20 protein-coding genes are annotated in these 20,034 nt (G+C 64.9%); 13 read left to right on the top strand and 7 right to left on the bottom strand.

Annotation, left to right across the window (positions count from 1 at the left end; all coding sequences use genetic code 11):
* Window positions 1–2 precede the first annotated feature (2 nt).
* Both ACEWPL_RS05605 and mnmC2 read right to left on the bottom strand, forming a co-directional pair.
* Window positions 3–869, bottom strand: a complete 867-nt coding sequence (locus tag ACEWPL_RS05605; RefSeq protein WP_393933976.1) for a DMT family transporter — start codon at window positions 867–869, stop codon at window positions 3–5.
* Window positions 866–1,543 (bottom strand): tRNA (5-methylaminomethyl-2-thiouridine)(34)-methyltransferase MnmC2, encoded by a 678-nt coding sequence (gene mnmC2 / locus ACEWPL_RS05610; protein ID WP_393933978.1) that lies wholly within the window; start codon window positions 1,541–1,543, stop codon window positions 866–868. The genes ACEWPL_RS05605 and mnmC2 overlap by 4 nt, the downstream gene beginning before the upstream one ends.
* Before the next feature lie 64 nt (window positions 1,544–1,607).
* On the opposite strand from mnmC2, the gene ACEWPL_RS05615 reads away from it, so the two are divergent.
* The 3 genes from ACEWPL_RS05615 to ACEWPL_RS05625 all read left to right on the top strand — a co-directional run bounded on the left by ACEWPL_RS05615 (window position 1,608) and on the right by ACEWPL_RS05625 (window position 3,596).
* On the top strand, window positions 1,608–2,633 hold the full coding sequence (locus tag ACEWPL_RS05615) for an NAD(P)/FAD-dependent oxidoreductase (protein ID WP_393933980.1): 1,026 nt from the start codon (window positions 1,608–1,610) through the stop codon (window positions 2,631–2,633).
* Window positions 2,634–2,645: 12 nt separating this feature from the next.
* The gene (locus ACEWPL_RS05620; RefSeq protein WP_393933982.1) at window positions 2,646–3,143 is read left to right on the top strand and encodes a L,D-transpeptidase family protein; all 498 of its coding nucleotides are present in this window, start codon (window positions 2,646–2,648) and stop codon (window positions 3,141–3,143) included.
* A gap of 99 nt (window positions 3,144–3,242) precedes the next feature.
* Window positions 3,243–3,596, top strand: coding sequence for an H-NS histone family protein (locus tag ACEWPL_RS05625; RefSeq protein ID WP_393933984.1), 354 nt, complete (start codon window positions 3,243–3,245; stop codon window positions 3,594–3,596).
* Between the two features lie 71 nt (window positions 3,597–3,667).
* On the opposite strand, the gene ACEWPL_RS05630 is transcribed toward ACEWPL_RS05625, so the two are convergent.
* Window positions 3,668–4,321, bottom strand: a complete 654-nt coding sequence (locus ACEWPL_RS05630; protein ID WP_393933986.1) for a YggS family pyridoxal phosphate-dependent enzyme — start codon at window positions 4,319–4,321, stop codon at window positions 3,668–3,670.
* Window positions 4,322–4,515: 194 nt separating this feature from the next.
* Here ACEWPL_RS05630 and ACEWPL_RS05635 point away from each other — a divergent pair, with 194 nt between their 5' ends.
* The gene (locus ACEWPL_RS05635; protein WP_393933988.1) at window positions 4,516–4,998 is read left to right on the top strand and encodes a DUF3576 domain-containing protein; all 483 of its coding nucleotides are present in this window, start codon (window positions 4,516–4,518) and stop codon (window positions 4,996–4,998) included.
* A 21-nt stretch (window positions 4,999–5,019) separates the two neighbouring features.
* On the opposite strand, the gene ACEWPL_RS05640 is transcribed toward ACEWPL_RS05635, so the two are convergent.
* A complete protein-coding gene (locus tag ACEWPL_RS05640) occupies window positions 5,020–6,270 on the bottom strand; it encodes a glycosyltransferase (protein WP_393933990.1) in 1,251 nt (416 codons plus the stop codon).
* A gap of 149 nt (window positions 6,271–6,419) precedes the next feature.
* Here ACEWPL_RS05640 and leuS point away from each other — a divergent pair, with 149 nt between their 5' ends.
* From leuS to holA, 3 genes are read left to right on the top strand one after another with little or no spacing between them, the layout of a single operon-like run.
* Window positions 6,420–8,966 carry a leucine--tRNA ligase gene (gene leuS, locus ACEWPL_RS05645; RefSeq protein ID WP_393933992.1) on the top strand — a complete coding sequence of 849 codons (2,547 nt, stop codon included), beginning with the start codon at window positions 6,420–6,422 and terminating at the stop codon, window positions 8,964–8,966.
* Between the two features lie 26 nt (window positions 8,967–8,992).
* Complete coding sequence (gene lptE / locus ACEWPL_RS05650; RefSeq protein WP_393933994.1) at window positions 8,993–9,490, top strand: LPS assembly lipoprotein LptE; 498 nt, start codon at window positions 8,993–8,995, stop codon at window positions 9,488–9,490.
* The gene (gene holA, locus ACEWPL_RS05655; RefSeq protein ID WP_393933996.1) at window positions 9,487–10,512 is read left to right on the top strand and encodes a DNA polymerase III subunit delta; all 1,026 of its coding nucleotides are present in this window, start codon (window positions 9,487–9,489) and stop codon (window positions 10,510–10,512) included. The genes lptE and holA overlap by 4 nt, the downstream gene beginning before the upstream one ends.
* A 4-nt stretch (window positions 10,513–10,516) precedes the next feature.
* Here holA and ACEWPL_RS05660 read toward each other — a convergent pair whose 3' ends face one another.
* Both ACEWPL_RS05660 and ACEWPL_RS05665 read right to left on the bottom strand, forming a co-directional pair.
* On the bottom strand, window positions 10,517–10,951 hold the full coding sequence (locus ACEWPL_RS05660; RefSeq protein WP_393933998.1) for a GFA family protein: 435 nt from the start codon (window positions 10,949–10,951) through the stop codon (window positions 10,517–10,519).
* A 41-nt stretch (window positions 10,952–10,992) separates the two neighbouring features.
* On the bottom strand, window positions 10,993–12,519 hold the full coding sequence (locus ACEWPL_RS05665) for an MORN repeat-containing protein (RefSeq protein WP_393934000.1): 1,527 nt from the start codon (window positions 12,517–12,519) through the stop codon (window positions 10,993–10,995).
* A gap of 150 nt (window positions 12,520–12,669) precedes the next feature.
* Between ACEWPL_RS05665 and ACEWPL_RS05670 the strand changes: the two genes are divergently transcribed.
* Entirely contained in the window at window positions 12,670–14,334 is a 1,665-nt protein-coding gene (locus tag ACEWPL_RS05670) for an NAD+ synthase (protein WP_393934002.1), read from the top strand.
* Here ACEWPL_RS05670 and ACEWPL_RS05675 read toward each other — a convergent pair whose 3' ends face one another.
* A complete protein-coding gene (locus ACEWPL_RS05675; RefSeq protein WP_393934004.1) occupies window positions 14,335–15,036 on the bottom strand; it encodes a GntR family transcriptional regulator in 702 nt (233 codons plus the stop codon).
* Between the two features lie 107 nt (window positions 15,037–15,143).
* On the opposite strand from ACEWPL_RS05675, the gene ACEWPL_RS05680 reads away from it, so the two are divergent.
* The 5 genes from ACEWPL_RS05680 to ACEWPL_RS05700 are packed head-to-tail and all read left to right on the top strand — an operon-like array spanning window position 15,144 to window position 19,963.
* Window positions 15,144–15,746, top strand: coding sequence for an amino acid synthesis family protein (locus ACEWPL_RS05680; protein WP_393934006.1), 603 nt, complete (start codon window positions 15,144–15,146; stop codon window positions 15,744–15,746).
* Window positions 15,718–16,530, top strand: a complete 813-nt coding sequence (locus ACEWPL_RS05685; protein WP_393934008.1) for an alpha/beta fold hydrolase — start codon at window positions 15,718–15,720, stop codon at window positions 16,528–16,530. Before ACEWPL_RS05680 ends, ACEWPL_RS05685 begins: the two co-directional genes overlap by 29 nt.
* The gene (locus ACEWPL_RS05690; RefSeq protein ID WP_393934010.1) at window positions 16,527–17,435 is read left to right on the top strand and encodes a flavin reductase; all 909 of its coding nucleotides are present in this window, start codon (window positions 16,527–16,529) and stop codon (window positions 17,433–17,435) included. The genes ACEWPL_RS05685 and ACEWPL_RS05690 overlap by 4 nt, the downstream gene beginning before the upstream one ends.
* A 13-nt stretch (window positions 17,436–17,448) precedes the next feature.
* Window positions 17,449–18,555 (top strand): LLM class flavin-dependent oxidoreductase, encoded by a 1,107-nt coding sequence (locus ACEWPL_RS05695; RefSeq protein ID WP_393934012.1) that lies wholly within the window; start codon window positions 17,449–17,451, stop codon window positions 18,553–18,555.
* Window positions 18,497–19,963 carry an aldehyde dehydrogenase gene (locus ACEWPL_RS05700; protein ID WP_393934014.1) on the top strand — a complete coding sequence of 489 codons (1,467 nt, stop codon included), beginning with the start codon at window positions 18,497–18,499 and terminating at the stop codon, window positions 19,961–19,963. The genes ACEWPL_RS05695 and ACEWPL_RS05700 overlap by 59 nt, the downstream gene beginning before the upstream one ends.
* The last annotated feature ends 71 nt before the right edge of the window (window positions 19,964–20,034 follow it).

The raw sequence follows: 20,034 nt of genomic DNA on the forward strand, positions 1-20,034 counted from the left end.
GGCTATGCTGCCTTCCGCTGCCGCCAGAGGGTAAAGAGCCCGGCCCCCACCACGATCGCCACGCCGATGGCGACATTCGTGCGGATCGTCTCGCCAAAGACGAAGATGCCGATGATGGTGATGAAGACCAGCTGGAGATAGGCGAAGGGCTGGACCGCGCTGGCCTCCGCCACCTCATAGCATTTGATCAGCGTGAAATGGCCCAGCACGCCGGTCACGCACAGAAGCGCCATCAAGGCCCAGTCTGCGCCCACCATCGGCTGCCAGAACCAGACGCCGACCGCCGTCATCCCGACCATGCCGACCGTGCCGGTCCAGAAGAAACTGGTCGCCGCCGTGTCCTTCCGCGCGGCATAGCGTGTCAGCAGGCCGTAAAGGGCGAACATCAGCGCCGAGATGACGGGCACGATGGCGACAGGCTCGAACACCGCGATCCCCGGCTTGAGGATGATCAGCACACCGACAAAGCCGATGCCGATCGCGGTCCAGCGGCGCCAGCCCACGCGCTCCCCCAGAACCGGCCCTGACAGCGCGGCGATCAGCAGCGGGTAGGCCGCAAAGATGGCATGGCTCTCGACAAGGCCCAGCAGGGTGAAGGCGGTCACCATCACGCAGATCTGCGAAATCAGCAGCACCGCGCGCAGGGTCTGCAGGATCGGCTGGCGCGTGCGCACCGCAGCCGCCAGCCCGCCCCGGCGACGCGCCGATATCGCGATGACGAAGGCGGCGAAGAACCAGAACCGCACCATGATGACCATGTAGACGTTGTATTCCCCGGCCAGATAGCGCGAGAGGCCGTCCTGCACCGCAAAGACCAGCGTCGTGGCCACCATAAGCCAGACGCCGAGGCGCGCATTCTGTTCGATCATCGGGGCATCCTTGCGCGTGTCATATGTCTCTTGCGGGCGTGGCCCGGCGCGCGCTCCACCTCGAATCCGGCTTCGGCCAGCGCACGGCGCACATGGCCGGCGGCGCTATAGGTCGCAGCGGTGCCGCCTGGCGCGGTATGCGCGGCGACCGCGGCGATCAAGCTTGGCTCCCACAGCTCGGGGTTGCGGGCGGGGGAAAAGCCGTCGAGGAACCACGCATCGGCGCGCCCCTGCCAGCGCGGCAGTGTCTCGCGCGCGTCGCCGATAATGACCTCAAGGCAGACTCCATCGCCAAGGTCGATCTGCGCGGCTTCGGTGCGCCAGCCCTCGATCAGACGCTCCGCCCGCGCCGCAAGTAACGGAAAGACGGCCAGCGCGCGGACCATGTCATTCGCCCTCATCGGGTAGGCCTCGAACGAGGTCAGATGCAGGGTGCCGGGCGCGCCCAGCGACGTCCACAGCTCGGCGCAGGCCAGCATGTTGAGGCCCGTGCCAAAGCCCAACTCGGCGACGGCAAAGCCGTCCGACAGGCGCGCGGCCAGGCCATTGCCGTCCAGAAACACGTGCCGCGTTTCGGCAAGGCCACCCGACAGGCTGAAATACGGATCGTCGAAACGGCGCGAGACGGGCACGTCGCCCGGACGCCAGTCCAGCTCTGCGCGCTGGTCCTGCATGGCGCGGTCCTTTATGAGATGGCGCGGAATGACGCGACCATGAAGCGGGAGCACGGGGATGGCAATGGCCGATATAACGGTACGCGGGGCAGGGGTATTTGGCCTGGCTATAGCGTGGTCCTGCCTGCTGCGCGGCGCGTCAGTTCAGGTGATCGACCCGGGCGGGCCAGGCGCGGGGGCATCCGGCGGCCTTGTGGGCGCGCTGGCGCCGCATGTGCCCGAGAATTGGAACGACAAGAAGGCGTTTCAGCTGGATAGCCTGCTGATGGCCGAAGCGTTCTGGCGCGGTGTCGCCGAAGCCTCGGGGCGCGCGCCCGGATATGCGCGCAGCGGACGACTGCAACCGTTGGCCGAGGATGGCGTGGCGCTGGCCGAGACGCGCGGGCAGGGGGCAGAGGCGCTCTGGCAGGGCAGGGCGGTGTGGCGCGTTGCCAAAGCCGCCGAGTTTGCCCATGCGCCGGTGACGCCCAGCGGCCTTGTTATCCACGATACGCTGAGCGCACGGGTTCATCCGGCGCAGGGCTGCGCGGCGCTGGCTGCGGCCATCACGGCAAAGGGCGGGCGCATAGCGGCCGAGGGCGCGGATGAGGGCAGAGTTGTCTGGGCGACCGGCGTGGCGGACCTTGCGGCGCTGAACGCGGCTCACACGCGTCAGGTCGGCAGTCCGATCAAGGGACAGGCTGCACTGCTGAGGTTTGTCATGCCAGACGCACCGCAGCTTTTTGCGGGCGGCGTTCATATCGTGCCGCATCAGGATGGCACCACGGCCATAGGCTCGACCACCGAGCGCGATTTCGGCGGCGTTGGCACGGACGCGCAGCTGGAGGACGTGATCGCCGCAGCTCGCCAGGCACTGCCCGCGCTGGCGGATGCGCCCGTCATCGCCCGCTGGGCGGGGCTGCGCCCCCGCAGCCGCAGTCGCGCACCGATGCTGGGCGCGCATCCGCTTCACCTAGGTCAATTCATCGCCAATGGCGGCTTCAAGATCGGTTTCGGCATGGCGCCCAAGGTAGGCGCGGTCATGGCGGCGCTGATGCTGGAGGACCGCGACGACATCCCGTTGGGCTTTCGGCCCGAAGCCTCCCTCTAGAAAGGCACGCCCATGCGCTTTGACGATCTGACACTCACCCCCACCGGCCTGCTTCATCGCGGGCGGCGTTATCCGTGCAGTATCGGGCGCGGCGGTCTGAGCGCGGCCAAGCGCGAGGGCGATGGTGCAACGCCCGTGGGGGTCCACCGCATCGTTCAAATGCTCTATCGCCCCGATCGTATACCGCGGCCCGCGCGGTGGGCGCAGCCGATCCTGCCGGGCGATCTGTGGTCCGATGCCAGCGATGATGCCGCTTATAATACGCATGTGCGCGCGCCCTATGCGCCCAGTCACGAGGCACTGCGGCGTGCCGATCCGCTCTATGATCTGGTGCTGGTCACGGACTGGAACTGGCCCGACGCGGTGCCGGGCGCGGGCTCTTGCATCTTTATTCACCAATGGCGCCGGCCCGGCTATCCAACCGAAGGCTGCATTGCGTTGAGTCGCGCGAATTTAAATCGCCTTGCGCGCGAAATTTCGCCGAATGCGCGGATTATTGCGCGCAGTTAACGGTTTTTCGGGCTATTTCATCGCATATTTACCTGTTTTCTTTTGCTAAACATTTAAATTGCGCATAATGGCTGAAAAAACAAAAAGCATGGGATGCACATGGCAAACTTCGATCTGAAATCACTCAGTATCCAGGAACTCAAGTCGCTCAAGAAAAAAGTCGACCGCGAATTGGCGGGCCGGGATAAACGCCAACGCAAAGAGGCGCTGACCGCCATTCGCGAAAAAGCCAAGCAGATGGGCTATTCGCTGGATGACCTGGTGGCCGATGGCGGTGCGGTGACGCCCAGCGGGACTAGCCCCAAGCCGAAATCCCGCGCGCCCGCCGCGCCCAAGTATCGCAGCAAAGACGATCCCAGCCTGACATGGAGCGGCCGCGGCCGTCCGCCGGCCTGGATCAAGGAAGCGCGCGACAAAGGCGTGGATATCGAAACGATGCGCATCAAGGACTGACGCGCGCAGCAACATAAAAAATGAACACGGCACCTATGTGCCGTGTTTTCAATTCCGGGCGCGGCGGGGTTTCAGCCGTAATCCCGTTCGCCGAAAATCGCGCTGCCGACGCGAATATGGGTCGCCCCCTGGGCAATGGCAGATTCGAAATCGCCGCTCATTCCCATCGACAATCCGGTCAGATCATTGCGCTTTGCAATCTTGGCCAACAGCGCGAAATGCAGGCTCGGCTCCTCATCCGCGGGCGGGATGCACATCAGACCTTTGACTGGCAAGTCCAGTGCACGGCACTCGGCGATGAATTTATCCGCCTCGGCCGGGGCCACGCCGGCCTTCTGGTCTTCCTCACCGGTATTGACCTGCAAGAACACATCAGGGCAGTGGCCCTCCTCATCTGCAATACGGGCGATTGTCTTGGCCAGTTTGGGGCGGTCGACCGAATGGATCGTCTGGAACAGCTCAAACGTCTGGCGCACCTTGTTGGACTGGAGCGGCCCGATCAGGTGCAGATCAATCCCTTCGTAATTCTCTCGAAAACCCGGCCATTTTCCGGCGGCCTCCTGCACGCGGTTTTCGCCAAAGACCCGGTGGCCTTCGCGCAGAACGGCCTCGACACGCTCGTTCGGCTGCATCTTGGACACGGCGATGAGCTGCACGTCGCCAGGGCTGCGCCCGGCGGCGGCCAGCGCAGCGTCGATGCGCGCGGTGATGTCTTCAAGGCTCATGGCGGTCCCCCGGCTCTGCAATTTCATGGGTCAGTAAATCACCCCGGCGCGGGGATGCAAAGGCGGATCGCGCGCGCCCAGTGGCGGGCTTGGGGCGATGGCCGGGCGGTGCTGCAGTCTTGCTGGACCAAACACCTTGCCCCACCGCCGCGCGTTGGTTACTAGAGGATCAGATAACGTCGGACGGTAACATTATGCTTCTTTCGGTTAAACGCGCTGTCTGCGCCTGCGCGGCACTGGTATTCCTCGGGGCCTGCGGCAACGAGCCGCCAAAATTCGATCCCGATGCCGTCGCCGTCGAAAGCGGCAAGGAGGCCAAAGGCCCCGCCCGCGTGACATCCGGCACAAGCTTGCTGGACATGTTCCGGGGTGGCGAATCCAGCGTCAAGGTCAACCGTTACCTCTGGACCGCCTCGCTGCAGGTGCTGGATTTCCTTCCCATTCAATCTGCCGATCCCTTTACCGGTGTGATTTCAACCGGGTACGGCGTACCCCCCGGTGGCGGTCGCGCTTATCGCGCAACGATCCTGATCAGCGATCCGGCGCTGGACGCCCGGTCGCTGAACGTGTCGCTGTCTTCGCAAAGTGGGCCCGTTGATGCGGATACGCGCCGCGCGGTCGAGGATGCGATCCTGTCGCGCGCCCGCCAGTTGCGCATTCAGGCCGAGAATTACTGAACTCCGCCCGGTCGCTGCTGATCAGACAACCAGCGGCAGCTGCATGACCTCATCCACCCAGGCAAGTTGCCGGGGCAGGCAGACCGTCTTGAGATCGTATTTTCCGACCATCAGTGCCCGGGCCGCCGCGCCGAGACGGGCGCGCGCCTCCGCGTCATCCAGAAGGCTGCAGACCTCCCGCATCAGCGCCTCGCGATCAAAGAAGTCCACCAGCCGCCCGGTTGTGTCATGCGCGATCACTTCGCGCACGGGGGCGGTATCGCTGGCGACAATGGCCGCGCCGCAGGACATCGCTTCCATCAGTGACCAGCTCAGCACGAACGGGTAGGTCAGGTAGACATGCACGCGGCTGATCTGCAGCACGCGGGTGAACTGGTCATGCGGGATACGGCCTAGAAAATGCACCCGGCGCCAGTCCTCGGCGCTGATCTGGTCTTGGACTTCGTCGCGAAAAATCTGCTTCCACGTTTTGCCCTTTGGCGGCGCGCTGCCATAGCTGACCTCGTCGCCGCCGATGATGATGACGCGCGCGTTGGGCCGCGCGCGCAGCAGTTCGGGCAGGGCGCGCATGAAGATGTGATAGCCGCGATAGGGCTCGAGATTGCGATTGATGAAAGTTACGATCTCGGTGTCGCGCGAATACTCGGGATGTCCCTTGAGCCGCAGCGTGACGGAAGGATCGGGCGCGGACCAGTCGGTGTCGATGCCGTCATGGCACACGGTGATGCGGTCGCGGAACTCGGGCGGAAAGGTATCGGCCTGAAACGCGGTGGGGCTGATTCCGGCCTCGGCCCGCGGGAAATGCAGGTGATTGCCGAGGTTCTTCAGCCGGATGCGCGGGACATGGTTCTCTGGCTTGGATGATTTGAACTCGGGGTCGAAGTCCAGATGCGGATAGCCGGGCTGATGATAAAGCTCGCAGTACAGCGCCATGTGCGCGCCCGGCCAAATATCGCGCAGAAACATCGATTCGCCCCAGCCGGGATGCGCAAGGATCAGATCGGGTGCATAGCCCTCATCCGCCAGCGCCCGCGCCGCGCGCCAGCATGCCTCGCCGCGCGTCACTTTGGTGTCGAGGTCGATCAACCAGGGATGGGTCTGCTGGCCCGTGCGCTTGGGCAGGGCATAGGGCAGAACGCGCACGCCCTTCCATGTCGTCGGCTCGGTCACCTTCAGCGTCAACGCGGTGCACTCGTGTCCCTGTGCGGCAAGGGCGGGGGCCAGATGCTTGTACTGGCCCGGAAAATTCTGGTGGATAAAGAGGATTTTCATCGCGCCTGCCCGCATTGCCCTGCCCCCAGCGCTTATAGGCAGGCGCCGCGCCCCTGCAAAGCCTTGCATTTTTGCGCCATCCCACTGGACGCTGGCCCGCGCGCGGCCTATCACCGCTGGCAAAACCCATGCCCGTGAAAGAGCCTGCCATGTCCCGCTATTCCGCCGCCGAGATCGAAGCCAACTGGCAAAAAGCCTGGGACGAGGCCGGGATTTTCCGCGCGCAGCAAGGCGGCGACAAGCCAAAGTACTACGTGCTGGAGATGTTCCCCTACCCCTCGGGGCGCATCCATATGGGCCATGTGCGCAACTACACGATGGGCGACGTGATCGCGCGGCACAAGCTGGCGACGGGACATAACGTGCTGCATCCGATGGGCTGGGACGCTTTCGGCATGCCCGCCGAAAACGCGGCGATGGCCATCGGCGGCCACCCCAAGGAATGGACCTACGGCAACATCGCCGACATGCGCGCCCAGATGAAGCCGCTGGGCCTCTCGATCGACTGGTCCCGCGAATTCGCCACCTGCGATCCCGAATATTACGGCCAGCAGCAGGCGCTGTTCCTCGACATGCTGGAGGCCGGGCTGGTTTACCGCAAGAACGCTGTCGTCAACTGGGACCCGGTCGACATGACCGTGCTGGCGAATGAGCAGGTCGAGAACGGGCGCGGCTGGCGCAGTGGCGCCGAGGTCGAGCGGCGCGAGCTGACGCAGTGGTTCTTTGCCATCTCGGACATGGCCGAAGAATTGCTAGAAGCCTTGGATGGACTCGATGACTGGCCCGCCAAGGTGCGGCTGATGCAGGAGAACTGGATCGGCAAATCGCGCGGGCTTCAGTTCGCCTTTGGCCTCAATGACGCGCCCGAAGGATTTGACCGGATCGATGTCTATACCACCCGCCCCGACACGATGCTCGGGGCGAGCTTTCTGGCCATCTCACCGGATCACCCTCTGGCCAAGAAGCTGGAGCAGAAGGACGCAGCGCTTGCCGCCTTCAGCGCCGAGTGCCGCAAGGGAGGCACGACCGAAGAGGCGCTCGAGAAGGCCGAAAAGCGCGGCTATGACACCGGCCTGACCGTGCGCCATCCGTTCGATACCGCTTGGGAGTTGCCCGTTTACGTCGCCAACTTCGTGCTGATGGACTACGGCACCGGCGCCGTCTTTGGCTGCCCCGCGCATGACCAGCGCGATTTTGACTTTGCGGTGAAATACGAATTGCCGATCATCGCTACGTTCCTGCCCTCCGAAGAGGCGGATGAGGAACTGACGCAGGCCTATGTGCCGCCCAAGACCGAATCCGTCTATTACAATCGCGGCTTTGCAGGGGAGGCGCATCAGACCGCCCACGCCGCCATCGACGCCGCCATCGAATTTTGCGAGCAGAATGGCGTGGGTCACGGCGTGACCAGGTTTCGCCTGCGCGACTGGGGCCTGTCGCGTCAGCGTTATTGGGGCTGCCCGATCCCTGTCGTGCATTGCCCGTCCTGCGGCGTTGTGCCCGAGAAGAAGGAAAACCTGCCCATCCGCCTGCCGGATGATGTCAGCTTTGACGTGCCCGGCAATCCGCTGGACCGGCACCCGACATGGCGTGATACCACCTGCCCCAAATGCGGCAACGCCGCCCGGCGCGAGACGGATACGATGGACACCTTCGTCGACAGCTCGTGGTATTTCGCGCGCTTCACCGCGCCCCATGCGGATACGCCCACCGATCTGGCGGCGGCGGAATACTGGATGAACGTGGACCAGTATATCGGCGGCATCGAGCATGCGATCCTGCATCTGCTCTACAGTCGGTTCTTTGCACGCGCGATGCAGATCACCGGGCATTTGCCCAAGAAGGCGATCGAGCCGTTCAACGCGCTTTTCACCCAAGGGATGGTGACGCATGAGATCTACCAGACGGAGGATGACCGCGGCCGCCCGGTTTATCACCTGCCCGAAGATGTGACGGATGGAAAACTGGCAGACGGCACGCCGGTCGAGATCGTCCCCTCGGCCAAGATGTCGAAATCCAAGAAGAATGTGGTCGACCCGGTGGGCATCATCGACGCCTACGGCGCCGATACCGCGCGCTGGTTCGTCCTCAGCGACAGCCCCCCCGAGCGGGATGTGGAATGGACGGCGGCAGGCGCCGAGGCCGCGCACAAGCATCTGGCCCGCGTCTGGCGCATCGCGTCCGAGATCGCGGCCAGCGACGCGGCGGACGCGCCCGAGGCAGACGAGGCCCTTTTGCGCGAGATGCACAAGGCCATTCACGATGTCAGCACGGGCGTCGAATCCTTCGGTTTCAACGCGGCGATCGCGCGGCTTTATGCCTTTACCGCCGCATTGGCCAAGAGCGAGGCCGGCGCGAGTGCCAAGCGCAAGGCGGCCCGCACGCTGGCGCAGCTGATGTCGCCGATGACGCCGCACCTCTCGGAAGAGCTGTGGCGCATGCTGGGCGGCGAGGGGCTGATCACGATGGCGCCCTGGCCGGTGGCCGATGAGGCCATGCTGATCGACGATACGATCACGCTGCCCGTCCAGATCAACGGCAAGCGGCGCACGGAAATCGAGGTGCCACAGGACATGCCGAAGGACGAGGTTGAAAATATCGCGCTGGCGACCGATGCTGTGCAAAGGGCGCTGGAGGGCGGCCAGCCGAAAAAGGTGATCGTCGTGCCGGGCCGGATCGTCAACGTCGTCGTCTGAGCCCCGCCTGTCAGGAGAGTAGCCAAGTGACCCGTACCAGCCTTACGCGCCGCACGTTTGTCCTTGGCCTCTTGGGCGTGCTGCCCGCCTGCGGCTTTGCGCCGGTTTATGGCCCCGGCGGCGCGGCGACCGCGCTGCAGGGTGAGGTCCTGCCCGATACCCCCGTCACGCGCGAGGATTACTTGTTGGTCCGCGAGCTTGAGACGCGGCTGGGTCGGGCCAATCCGGGGCGTTACGGGCTGAGCTATTCGATCACCGTCACCAGCGCGGCGGTCGCGATCTCCAGCGAAGACGTGACCACGCGCTACAACCTTCTGGGCGCGGCGACCTATGCGCTGCGCGATCTGGAAACGCAGGCGGTCATAACTTCGGGCAAGACCAGCAACTTCACCGGCTATTCCGCCTCGGGCACCACCGTGGCAACGCAGGCCGCCGAGCGCGACGCGCGCGAGCGCCTGATGACGATCCTTGCTGACCAGATCGTGGCGCGCCTCGTTGTCTCCGTGCCCGCCTCGAACCCATGAAGCTAAGCCCGCGCGACGCCCCCGGCTATTTCGCGCGCCCCGAGGCGGCGCGTTCGGGCCTTCTGATCTATGGCGCGGATGCCATGCGCATCGCGCTGCGCCGGGCCGAGGTCATCGCCGCCCTTGTCGGCCCCACCGGCGAAGAAGAAATGCGCGTCACCCGTATGCCTGCGGGCGAGCTGCGCAAGGATCCGGCGCGCCTCAATGATGCCGTCAAGGCCGCCAGCTTCTTCCCCGGCCCGCGCGTGGCGTTTGTCGAGGACGCGACCGAGGCGCTGGCCGCGCCCATCCTTGCCGCGCTGGAGGATTGGCGCGACGGCGACGCGCAGATCATCGTGACGGCGGGCCAGCTGAAGCCGACATCGAAGCTGCGCAAAACCTTCGAGGCGCACAAGAATGCCTATGCTGCCGCGATCTATGATGAGCCGCCCAGCCGCGCCGAGATCGAGGCGATGTTGCAGAAATCGGGGCTGAAGAATATTGGGCAGGAGGCGATGCGCGACCTCAACGATCTGGCCCGCGCGCTGGACCCCGGCGATTTTCGGCAGACGATGGACAAGCTGGCGCTCTACAAGTTGAACGACAACGGCCCGGTCACGCCCGAGGATGTCGCCGCCTGCGCGCCTGCCTCGGTCGAGGCCGATCTGGATGACGTGCTGCATATCGTCGCCGAGGCGCGCTCGGGCGAGATTGGCCCGATGATGAAGCAGCTCCGTGCGCAGGGCGTCCAGCCTGTCGGCCTTGTCATCGCGGCCTCGCGGCATTTCCGCGCACTCTATACGGCGGCGTCGGATCCGGGCGGCGTGAGCCAGGGTATGGCTCGCATGCGCCCGCCAGTATTCGGCCCGCGTCGCGACAGGATGCAGCGGCAGGCGCAGGCCTGGGGCGCGGGCAATCTGCAATCCGCGCTGGGTGTGCTGGTAGAGGTCGACCTTGCCCTGCGCTCGGCCGGGCAGACCGCGCCGCAGATGGCGCTGGTCGAGCGGGCCCTGATCCGGCTGGCGATGATGGTGCGACGCTGAGGCGTCAGCTCTTGGTTGCTGCCTCGATCATGGCAAAGAACTCGGCGCCGGTCATGCGGTGGTGGTCGCCGGCCAGCGCGTAGCCCTCGGGTTTGGCATCGATGAAGAGCTCTTCGGACAGCGCGATTCCGTCCGTGTCATCAAGCGCGCCCATGTTGACGTAATGGGTTCCGTTCTGCGGCCCCGGCATGGTCAGGCGAAACCACAGGCCACTGCCGCAGCGCGTGCAAAAGGCACGCTCGCCCCAGTCCGATGAGGTAAAGACGCTGATCGTATCGCCCGAGGTGACGGTCAGACCGTCCTCCGGCACTTCGACTGAAGTCAGAATTCCGCCCGACCATTTTCGGCACATGCCGCAGTGACAAGCACCGGCCTGCGAAATCGGAGCTGTGACGGTGAAGGTTGCGGCGCCGCAGAGGCAGGATCCGGTATGGGACATGGGGCACTCCTTGCCAAGGATGCGCCGCACGCGGCGCGTTGCTATTCGGTCGTGGCGGGCTCCGTCTCAGGCTCAGGCGCGGGGTCCGCAGCGGGCTCTTCCGCAGGTGCGGGCGCGGTCTCGGCAGGGGCAGGGGCCGCCGTGCCGGTCTCGCCAGGCTCGGCGGCCAGCGCGCCGTTCTGCCACTGGCCGGTTTCCTCCTGGCCCGTGGCGTAGCGCATCGTGCCGGTGCCCTGCCGCTTGCCATCGACGAAGAGCCCCTCATAGATGTCGCCATTGGCATAGGTGGCCACACCCTTGCCGTTGATCTCGCCGTCCTTCCATTCGCCTTCATAGATAAAGCCGTCGGGCATCTCGATCCGGCCCTCACCGTCGCGCTGCCCGGCGGTAAAGCCGCCTGTGTAGACGGTGCCGTCGGGATAGGTCGCGGTACCTGTGCCCTCGCGTTCGCCCTCGATCCAGTCGCCCTCGTAGCGGTAGCCATCGGCATAGGTCATCACGCCGCGCCCGTGGTTGCGGGCGTTCTTGAACATCCCGTCATAAACCAGCCCGCTGGGATAGGTCGCACGGCCCTGGCCTTCGATCACGCCATCGACCCACTGGCCCTCGTAGGTGGCGCCGTCGGGGTAAGTGATCTTGCCCTCGCCATTGGCCAGATCATCGCGGAACTCGCCCTCGTAGACCGACCCGTCAGGATAGGTCACGCGTCCGGTGCCCGAGATTTTACCCGCCACCCAGGTGCCGGTATAGACGTAGCCATCGGTGCCCGTGAAGGTGCCCTGGCCGTCGCGCTTGTCATCGGCGAATTCACCCTCATAGACGTCGCCGCCCTCATAGACGACGCGGCCCTCGCCCTCGCGCCGACCCGCCACCAGATCGCCCTCGTAGACATCGCCATTGGGCTGGGTCAGCGTGCCCTTGCCGTCGATCTGCCCGTCTTTCCAGAGGCCCGAATAGACCAGACCGTCAGGCATGGTCAGGGTGCCGGTGCCGTCGCGCGCGCCACGCTTCACTTCGCCCTCATAGGTGGCGCCATCGGGATAGGTGATTGAGGCGCGGCCCTCCTTGATCCCCTCGACCCAGTCGCCCTCATAGACATAGCCGCCTGGCGAGGTCATCGTGCCGCGCCCGTGATGCATGGCGTTCAGGAACTCGCCCTCGTAGCGCACGCCATTGGCGTAGACGGCAACGCCGCGCCCGGTGATCTTGCCATTTACCCACTGGCCCTCATAGGTGCCGCCATCGGTAAAGACGATCTTGCCAAGGCCGTTGGGCTTGCCCAGGGCGAACTCACCCTCGTAGACGGACCCGTTGGGAAAGCGGGCCGTGCCGGTGCCCTTGATCTCACCCTCTTGCCAGTCGCCGGTATATTCATAGCCATTGGGCAGGGTGTAAGTGCCGGTGCCGTGCTGCAGCCCGTCCTTGAACGTGCCTTCATAGACGCCGCCATCGTCATATTGCTTGGTCTGGATCGCGTCGTCCTGCGCCAGTGCCCCAGAAGCCAGCGCGCCTGTGCCAAGCGCCAGCGATATGGCGAATACCGTTCGTCTTGCCGTGATGGATACCATGCTCTGCCCCGGATGCCCTTGCCCGCGCACCCGCGCGGCTTTTGCAGAAGTTAATGGACAGGCCCCATCGGGGCAACGCGATTCGGTCAAATCGGCTTTCCTCCGCGTGCGTGTCTGCTAGATGTTGGGGCGCAAAGATAGGAAGCGTCCATGCCCGACAGGTTTCGCCTGACCCTCGCCCAGCTCAATCCAACCGTCGGTGATCTGGAGGCGAATGCCGCCATGGCGCGGGATGCGTGGGGGCAGGCCAAGGCGGCGGGCGCCGACATGCTGGCCCTGCCCGAGATGTTCATCACCGGCTACAATACTCAGGATCTGGTATTGAAACCGGTCTTTCACCAGACGGCGATCGAGACGATCGAAGCGCTGGCGCGCGACTGCGCGGACGGCCCGGCCATCGCCATCGGCGGCCCCGCTCTGGAGGGGGCCAAGCTCTGCAACGCTTATTACATCCTGCAGAATGGCAAGGTGACGGCTTGCGTGCTCAAACATCACCTGCCCAACGAGACGGTGTTCGACGAGGTGCGGCTTTATGGCTCGGCCCCCGTCGCGGGGCCTTATACGGTGGGCGCTTTGCGCATCGGCAGCCCGATCTGCGAGGATGCCTGGCACGATGACGTGACCGAGACGCTGGCCGAAACGGGGGCCGAAATCCTCTTGGTGCCCAACGGCTCGCCCTATTACCGGGGCAAGATGGAGACGCGCCAGACCATCATGGTCAGCCGCGTGGTCGAGACGGGTTTGCCGCTGATCTACCTCAACCTCGTGGGCGGGCAGGACGATCAGGTGTTCGACGGGGGCAGTTTCGTGCTGAACCCCGGCGGCGCGCTGGCCGTGCAGATGCCGGTTTTCGAGGCGGGCCTTGCGCATGTGGATTTCACGCGTGGCCAGGGCGGCTGGACCGCCGAAAAGGGCGATCTGGCGCATATGCCGGACCTGATGGAGCAGGATTACAACGCGATGGTGCTGGCCCTGCGCGATTACATGCGCAAGACCGGTTTCAAGAAGGTGCTTCTGGGCCTTTCGGGCGGCATCGATTCGGCCATCGTGGCGGTGATCGCCGCCGATGCGCTGGGGCCGGAAAATGTGCGCTGCGTCATGCTGCCCTCGGAATACACCAGCCAGGCGTCGCTGGACGATGCGCAGGCGGTGGCCGAGGCACTGGGCTGCGCCTATGACTTCGTGCCCATCGACAAGGGGCGTGCGGCAATCACCGAAACGCTCGCGCCGCTTTTCGAGGGGACCGAGCCCGGCATCACCGAGGAGAACATCCAGTCGCGCCTGCGCGGGCTGCTGCTGATGGCGATATCCAACAAGTTCGGGGAAATGCTGCTGACCACGGGCAATAAGTCCGAGGTGGCGGTGGGCTATGCCACGATCTACGGCGACATGAACGGCGGCTACAACCCGATCAAGGATCTCTACAAGACGCGCGTCTTCGACATGTGCCGCTGGCGCAACGCGAACCACCGCGACTGGATGATGGGCCCGAAGGGTGAGGTGATAGCAAAGCGCATCATCGACAAGCCCCCCTCGGCCGAGCTGCGCGAGGATCAGAAGGACAGCGACTCGCTGCCCGATTACCCGGTGCTGGACGGCATCCTGCAGATCCTTGTCGATGGCGATGGCAGTATCGAGGATTGCGTTCTGGCGGGCTATTCCCCCGAAGATGCCGCCAAGGTCGAGCATCTGATCTACATCAGCGAATACAAGCGCTTTCAGTCGGCCCCCGGCACGCGCCTCAGCAAACATGCCTTCTGGCTGGATCGGCGCTATCCTATCGTCAACCGCTGGCGCGACGGGCGCAAGGATTAGTCACGCGCTGGCGGCATCCGCCTTTTCCGCGCTGAGGACGCGCCGGGCCGTGCGAGAGGCATCGTCGATATGGGCGTGCACCGCGGCGCGGGCCGCCTCGGGGTCATGGGCAAGGATCGCGTCATGGATAGCCGTCATATGGGCGATGCCAGGGCGCGCGCGGTCCCGCTCGGCAAGGGTCAGCGCGCGTAGCCTGCTGATCCGGCCGTTGAGCCGCTGCACGATTTCCCACGCCACGCTATGGCCCGCCTGGGTGAAAATCAGCTCGTAGAAATGTGTGCTGGCCTGCAAGAGCTCGGTCCATGTGTCGTCATCCATGGTGTCGGCAAGGGTGCGCAGCGCCGCGCTGAGCCGCTTGGCAAATCCATTGTCCCGCGCCTCGGCGCAGGCGGCGGCGGCTGAGCCCTCCAGCTGCCGCCGGATATCGTAGATCTGCCTGACCTGATCCCAGTCGAAGGTCGCCACGATGGGGCCGCGATTGGGTACGATCTCGACCAGTCCCTCCGCTTCGAGAAAGCGGATCGTCTCGCGGATGACGGTGCGGCTGACGCCCAGCTGATCGCAGAGGGGCCGCTCGACCAGACGCTCGCCGGGGGCGAAATGCCCCTCTATGATCGCGCTGCGCATCCGCTCCTGCACGATATCGCGCAATGTTTGCGGGGCCTTGTCGATTTTCTGGAGGGCGATTTTTTCAGGATCCATGCGGGATTTCCTATCAGGTGCCAAAATTGGCAACAAGGATTATTGACTTATGGTATGATGGTATACCATAAGATTAGGCAAGAGCTACCCATTTCAGGATGACGCCAATGCCCGCCGAAATCAGAAAGACCCTGCTGCATATCGAGACGACCTTGATCGAGGGGGGCAAGGCCGCGCCGACCCCTCTGACTCTGATCGCGGCGATGGCCGTGATCCGCAATCCCTGGGCCGGCCAGGGCTTTGTCGAAGATCTGTCGCCCGCCATTCAGGATTGCGCGTCGGGACTGGGCAAGCTGCTGACCGAGATGGTGCTGGAGGCGGCAGGCGGCGGCGACAAGGTAGAAGGCTATGGAAAGTCAGCCATCGTCGGCCTCAATGGCGAGGTCGAGCATGCCTCGGCGCTGATCCATACGCTGCGCTTCGGCAATCACTACCGCAACGCCGTTGGGGCCAAATCCTACCTGTCCTTCTGCAACACGCGCGGCCCGGCCAATGCGCCGCTGATGATCCCGCTGATGGACAAGGATGATGCGGGCAAACGCTCGCATTACCTGACGATCCAGACCTCGGTGGCGGATGCCCCCGGCGCGGATGAGATCGTCGTCGCCCTTGGCGCCTCGATTGGCGGGCGTCCGCATCACCGGATTGGGGACCGCTACCAGGACCTCAAGGAGCTGGGTCATGACGTTGACAACCCTGCGGCTGTCTGAGACCGGCCTGACTGTTTCTTATCGCGACAGCGGCACGGGCGAGCCTTTGGTCCTCTTGCATGGCGTCGGGATGCAATCGGCGGCATGGGGGCCGCAAATCGCCGAGCTTTCGGACGACTACCGGGTCATCGCGCTGGATCTGCCGGGGCACGGGGGCAGCGACCCCTTGCCCGAGGGAAGCGAGTTGCCCGACTTCGTCGCCTGGTGCCACGCGGCGGTTCAGGCGCTGGGTTTGGGGCCGGTCAACATCGCGGGCCATTCGATGGGCGCGCTGATCGCAGCAGGATTTGCCGCCAGCTATCCGCAGCTGACCCGCCGTGTGGCCCTACTGAACGGTGTCTATCGTCGGGACGCGGCCGCGCGCCGCGCGGTGGAGGCGCGGGCCGACCAGATCCGCAGCGGCGAGATTGACGTGGAGACGCCGCTGGCGCGCTGGTTCGGCGACACCCCGCCCGAGCATGCGGCCAAGGCGCAGGTCGCCGGCTGGCTGGGCGCGGTGGATGCTGCGGGCTATGCCGCCGCCTATACCGCGTTTGCCACCGGCGATGCGGTCTATGCAGACCGGCTGGCGCAGATCACCTGTCCGCTTCTGGCCATGACAGGCGACGGCGATCCCAACTCGACGCCCGAGATGTCGGCCGCGATGGCGCGCGTTGCGCCGCAGGGCAGGGCCGTCACCATCGCCGGCCATCGGCACATGATCAACCTCACGGCCCCGGCAGAGGTGGGGGCGCATCTTCGCACCTGGCTCACCCAACCCGCGACACAAAAGGAACTGCAATGACACCGCTCGATTCGCGCAAGCTGCGGAACGCTTTTGGCACATTCATGACGGGGGTGACCGTGGTCACGGCCCATGACGGCGAGGACGCGCCGCTGGGCTTTACGGCGAACTCCTTCACCTCGGTATCGCTGGACCCGCCGCTGGTCTTGGTCTGCCTCGCAACATCGTCGCGTAATTACGATGCGCTGGCCCGCGCCAGGGGCTTTGCGGTCAATATCCTGTCCGAGATGCAGATCGAGGTCTCCAACACCTTCGCCCAGCCGGTCGAGGATCGCTTCGCGGTCGTCGACTGGCAGGCGGGGCCGTACGGATCGCCCATCTTGGGCGGAGCCTGCGGGTGGTTCGACTGCAGCATGCACCAGACCGTCGAGGCCGGAGATCACATCATCCTCATCGGCCGGGTCGAGGCCTTTGGCAGCACCGAAGAGCCCGGTCTTGGCTATGCACGCGGCGCCTATGTCACGCCCTCCACGGCCACCCACGCACTGGCGCATGGGGCCAACCTGATCGTCTCGGCGCTGATCGAGAGGGAGGGCCGTGTCCTGCTGGTCGAGGATGGCGCGGGCGGCCTTACCCTGCCTGAGCGCGCCGTGCAGGACGAAGGCGCCTCGACCGCGGTGAAAAAGCTGATCGTGGCCACCGGCCTCGAGGCGCAGCCCGGCTTTGTCTACTCGGTCTTCGAGGATGTGGACCATCGTCGCCAGCATATCTCGTTCCTCTGCCAGGCGCTGGGCGGCGTGCCGGTCGCGGGGACGTTCACCGCCCTTGATGCTGCGGTGCTGGCATCGGTGTCCGACCCGGCCATGCGGACAATGCTGACGCGCTTCGCCGCCGAGACCGCGCTGGGCCATTATGGCATCTATTACGGCGATCAGACCAGCGGCGAAGTCCGCCCGGTGGCTTGAGAGGAGGCGTCCCATGCGGTTTTCCCTTTTCGTCCACATGGAGCGGCTGTCACCCGATGAGGATCAAAGGCAGCTCTATGACAACTTCATCGCGCTTTCAAAAATCGCCGATGCCGGCGGGATGCATGCGGTCTGGACCGGTGAGCACCACGGCATGGATTTCACAATCGCCCCCAACCCGTTCCTGAACCTGATCGACCTTGCGCGGCAGACCAAGAACGTGCGTTTGGGTACCGGCACGGTCATTGCGCCCTTCTGGCATCCGATCCGCCTGGCGGGTGAGGCGGCGATGACCGACATGATCGTCGATGGCCGGCTGGACCTTGGGATCGCGCGCGGCGCCTACAGCTATGAGTATGAGCGCATGATGCCGGGCATGGATGCCTGGGATGCGGGCCTGCGCCTGCGCGAGCTGGTCCCGGCGGTAAAGGGCCTCTGGACGGGCGATTATGCGCAGGAAGGCGTCTATCACTCCTTTCCGGCGACCACCTCGTCGCCCAAACCGGTGCAAGAAGGCGGCCCGCCCATCTGGATCGCCGCCCGCGATCCCAACAGCCACGAATTCGCCGTGGCGCAGGGCTGCAACGTGCAGGTGACGCCGCTCTGGCAGGGCGATGGCGAAATCATCCGCCTGATCGAGACGTTCAACGCCGCCTGCGCCAAATTCCCCGACATGCCCCGGCCCGAGATCATGCTGCTGAACCATACCTATATCGCCGCTGACGCCGAGGATGCCCGGCAGGCGGCAGAAGAGATCAACCGCTTCTACTGCTATTTTGGCGCATGGTTCAAAAACGAGCGCGCCGTGTCCCAGGGGCTGATCGAGGCGCTGAGCGAGGACGAGATCGCCAGCCATCCCTTCTATTCGCCCGAGGCGATGCTGCGCGACAATGTCATCGCGACCGCGCCCGAAGCGATTGGCCGGATTCAGGCCTATGCCGATCTGGGCTATGACGAGTATTCGTTCTGGATCGACAGCGGCATGAGCTTCGAGCGCAAGAAAGCGTCGCTCGAGCGGTTCATCAAGGACGTGATGCCCGCGTTTGCACAAGGGGAAGGCCATGCGAGAGTTTCAGCAGTATATCGGCGGGGCCTTTTCGGACGCCGCCGTCCGGTTTGAGAGCCGCGATCCCGCAACGGGACAGGTCTGGGCGATGATGCCCGAGGCGCGCGAGGCCGATGTGGAGGCTGCCGTGGATGCAGCGCAGACGGCCTTTGTCTCTCCCGAATGGGCCGGTATGAGCGCCTCGGCGCGCGGCAAGCTGCTGCTGCGGCTGGCTGACCTAGTGGCCGAGAACGCGCAATCGCTGGCCGAGATCGAGACGCGCGACACCGGCAAGATCATCCGCGAAACCTCGGCGCAGATCGCCTATGTGGCCGAGTATTACCGCTATTACGCAGGGCTGGCCGACAAGATCGAGGGCGCGCATCTGCCCATCGACAAGCCCGACATGGAGGTCTGGCTGCGCCGCGAGCCCATCGGTGTGGTCGCGGCTATCGTGCCTTGGAACTCGCAACTCTTCCTCTCGGCGGTCAAGATCGGGCCGGCGCTGGCCGCCGGGTGCACGGTGGTTCTGAAAGCCTCGGAAGAGGCCCCGGCGCCAATGCTGGAGTTCGCGCGCCTCTTTGACCGCGCGGGCTTCCCGCCAGGTGTGCTGAATGTGATCACCGGTTTTGGCCCGCGCTGCGGCGCGGTCCTGACGCGCCATCCCAAGGTGGACCATGTTGCCTTCACCGGCGGGCCGGACACCGCGCGGCATATCGTGCGCAACTCGGCCGAGAATCTCGCCTCGACCTCGCTGGAGCTGGGCGGGAAATCGCCCTTCATCGTGTTCGAGGATGCCGATATCGAAAGCGCGTTGAATGCCCAGGTCTCGGGCATCTTTGCCGCCTCGGGGCAAAGCTGCGTCGCAGGCTCGCGGCTGGTGATCTCGAACGCGATCAAGGATGAGTTCCTGAGCCGGCTCAAGGCCAAGGCCGACGCGGTGATCATCGGCCCGCCGGACGACATGGAGACCGAGGTTGGCCCGCTCTGCACCCCGGCGCAGGTCGAGACAGCCATTGACCTGATCAAGCGGTCGCAGGCGGCAGGAGCAACCGTCATCACGGGCGGGACGCGCGCGCAGCGGGAGGGCAACTACTTTACGCCCACGATCATCGACTGCTCAAAAGCGCCCGATGCGCCTTGCCTGAGCAGCGAATTCTTCGGCCCGGTCCTGTCGGTCCTTGGCTTCGACACCGAAGAGGAGGCGTTGAGCATCGCCAATGATACCGAGTATGGCCTTGCCTCCGGTGTCTTTACCAAGGATCTGACCCGCGCCCACCGGATGATCCGGGGCCTGCGGGCGGGCATCGTCTGGGTCAACACCTACCGCGCGGTCAGCCCCATTGTTCCCTTCGGCGGCCACGGCCTCAGCGGTCATGGGCGCGAAGGCGGCGTGCAGGCGGCGCTGGACTACACCAAGACCAAGGCCGTCTGGTTGCGCACCAGCGACGCGCCGATCCCGGACCCCTTCGTCATGCGGTGACGCGGCGCTGGCCAAGGCCGGGCGGCCCCGCGCAAAATGTCGCGGGAACGGATCAGGGCGGGCAGGCATTG

The sequence above is a fragment of the Roseovarius roseus genome (assembly GCF_043355935.2).
In the GTDB taxonomy this organism is placed as follows: Bacteria; Pseudomonadota; Alphaproteobacteria; order Rhodobacterales; family Rhodobacteraceae; genus Roseovarius; species Roseovarius roseus.

Bases quoted from the DNA above. Each gene is read 5' to 3' on its own strand.
- leuS (WP_393933992.1), top strand. From the start codon at position 6,420: ATGTCCCGCTATTCCGCCGCCGAGATCGAAGCCAACTGGCAAAAAGCC.
- ACEWPL_RS05625 (WP_393933984.1), top strand. From the start codon at position 3,243: ATGGCAAACTTCGATCTGAAATCACTCAGTATCCAGGAACTCAAGTCG.
- ACEWPL_RS05685 (WP_393934008.1), top strand. From the start codon at position 15,718: ATGACGTTGACAACCCTGCGGCTGTCTGAGACCGGCCTGACTGTTTCT.
- ACEWPL_RS05665 (WP_393934000.1), bottom strand. From the start codon at position 12,519: ATGGTATCCATCACGGCAAGACGAACGGTATTCGCCATATCGCTGGCG.
- ACEWPL_RS05675 (WP_393934004.1), bottom strand. From the start codon at position 15,036: ATGGATCCTGAAAAAATCGCCCTCCAGAAAATCGACAAGGCCCCGCAA.
- ACEWPL_RS05695 (WP_393934012.1), top strand. From the start codon at position 17,449: ATGCGGTTTTCCCTTTTCGTCCACATGGAGCGGCTGTCACCCGATGAG.
- ACEWPL_RS05640 (WP_393933990.1), bottom strand. From the start codon at position 6,270: ATGAAAATCCTCTTTATCCACCAGAATTTTCCGGGCCAGTACAAGCAT.
- ACEWPL_RS05635 (WP_393933988.1), top strand. From the start codon at position 4,516: ATGCTTCTTTCGGTTAAACGCGCTGTCTGCGCCTGCGCGGCACTGGTA.
- ACEWPL_RS05700 (WP_393934014.1), top strand. From the start codon at position 18,497: ATGCGAGAGTTTCAGCAGTATATCGGCGGGGCCTTTTCGGACGCCGCC.
- ACEWPL_RS05615 (WP_393933980.1), top strand. From the start codon at position 1,608: ATGGCCGATATAACGGTACGCGGGGCAGGGGTATTTGGCCTGGCTATA.
- ACEWPL_RS05605 (WP_393933976.1), bottom strand. From the start codon at position 869: ATGATCGAACAGAATGCGCGCCTCGGCGTCTGGCTTATGGTGGCCACG.
- mnmC2 (WP_393933978.1), bottom strand. From the start codon at position 1,543: ATGCAGGACCAGCGCGCAGAGCTGGACTGGCGTCCGGGCGACGTGCCC.
- ACEWPL_RS05660 (WP_393933998.1), bottom strand. From the start codon at position 10,951: ATGTCCCATACCGGATCCTGCCTCTGCGGCGCCGCAACCTTCACCGTC.
- holA (WP_393933996.1), top strand. From the start codon at position 9,487: ATGAAGCTAAGCCCGCGCGACGCCCCCGGCTATTTCGCGCGCCCCGAG.
- ACEWPL_RS05630 (WP_393933986.1), bottom strand. From the start codon at position 4,321: ATGAGCCTTGAAGACATCACCGCGCGCATCGACGCTGCGCTGGCCGCC.
- ACEWPL_RS05670 (WP_393934002.1), top strand. From the start codon at position 12,670: ATGCCCGACAGGTTTCGCCTGACCCTCGCCCAGCTCAATCCAACCGTC.
- ACEWPL_RS05680 (WP_393934006.1), top strand. From the start codon at position 15,144: ATGCCCGCCGAAATCAGAAAGACCCTGCTGCATATCGAGACGACCTTG.
- ACEWPL_RS05620 (WP_393933982.1), top strand. From the start codon at position 2,646: ATGCGCTTTGACGATCTGACACTCACCCCCACCGGCCTGCTTCATCGC.
- ACEWPL_RS05690 (WP_393934010.1), top strand. From the start codon at position 16,527: ATGACACCGCTCGATTCGCGCAAGCTGCGGAACGCTTTTGGCACATTC.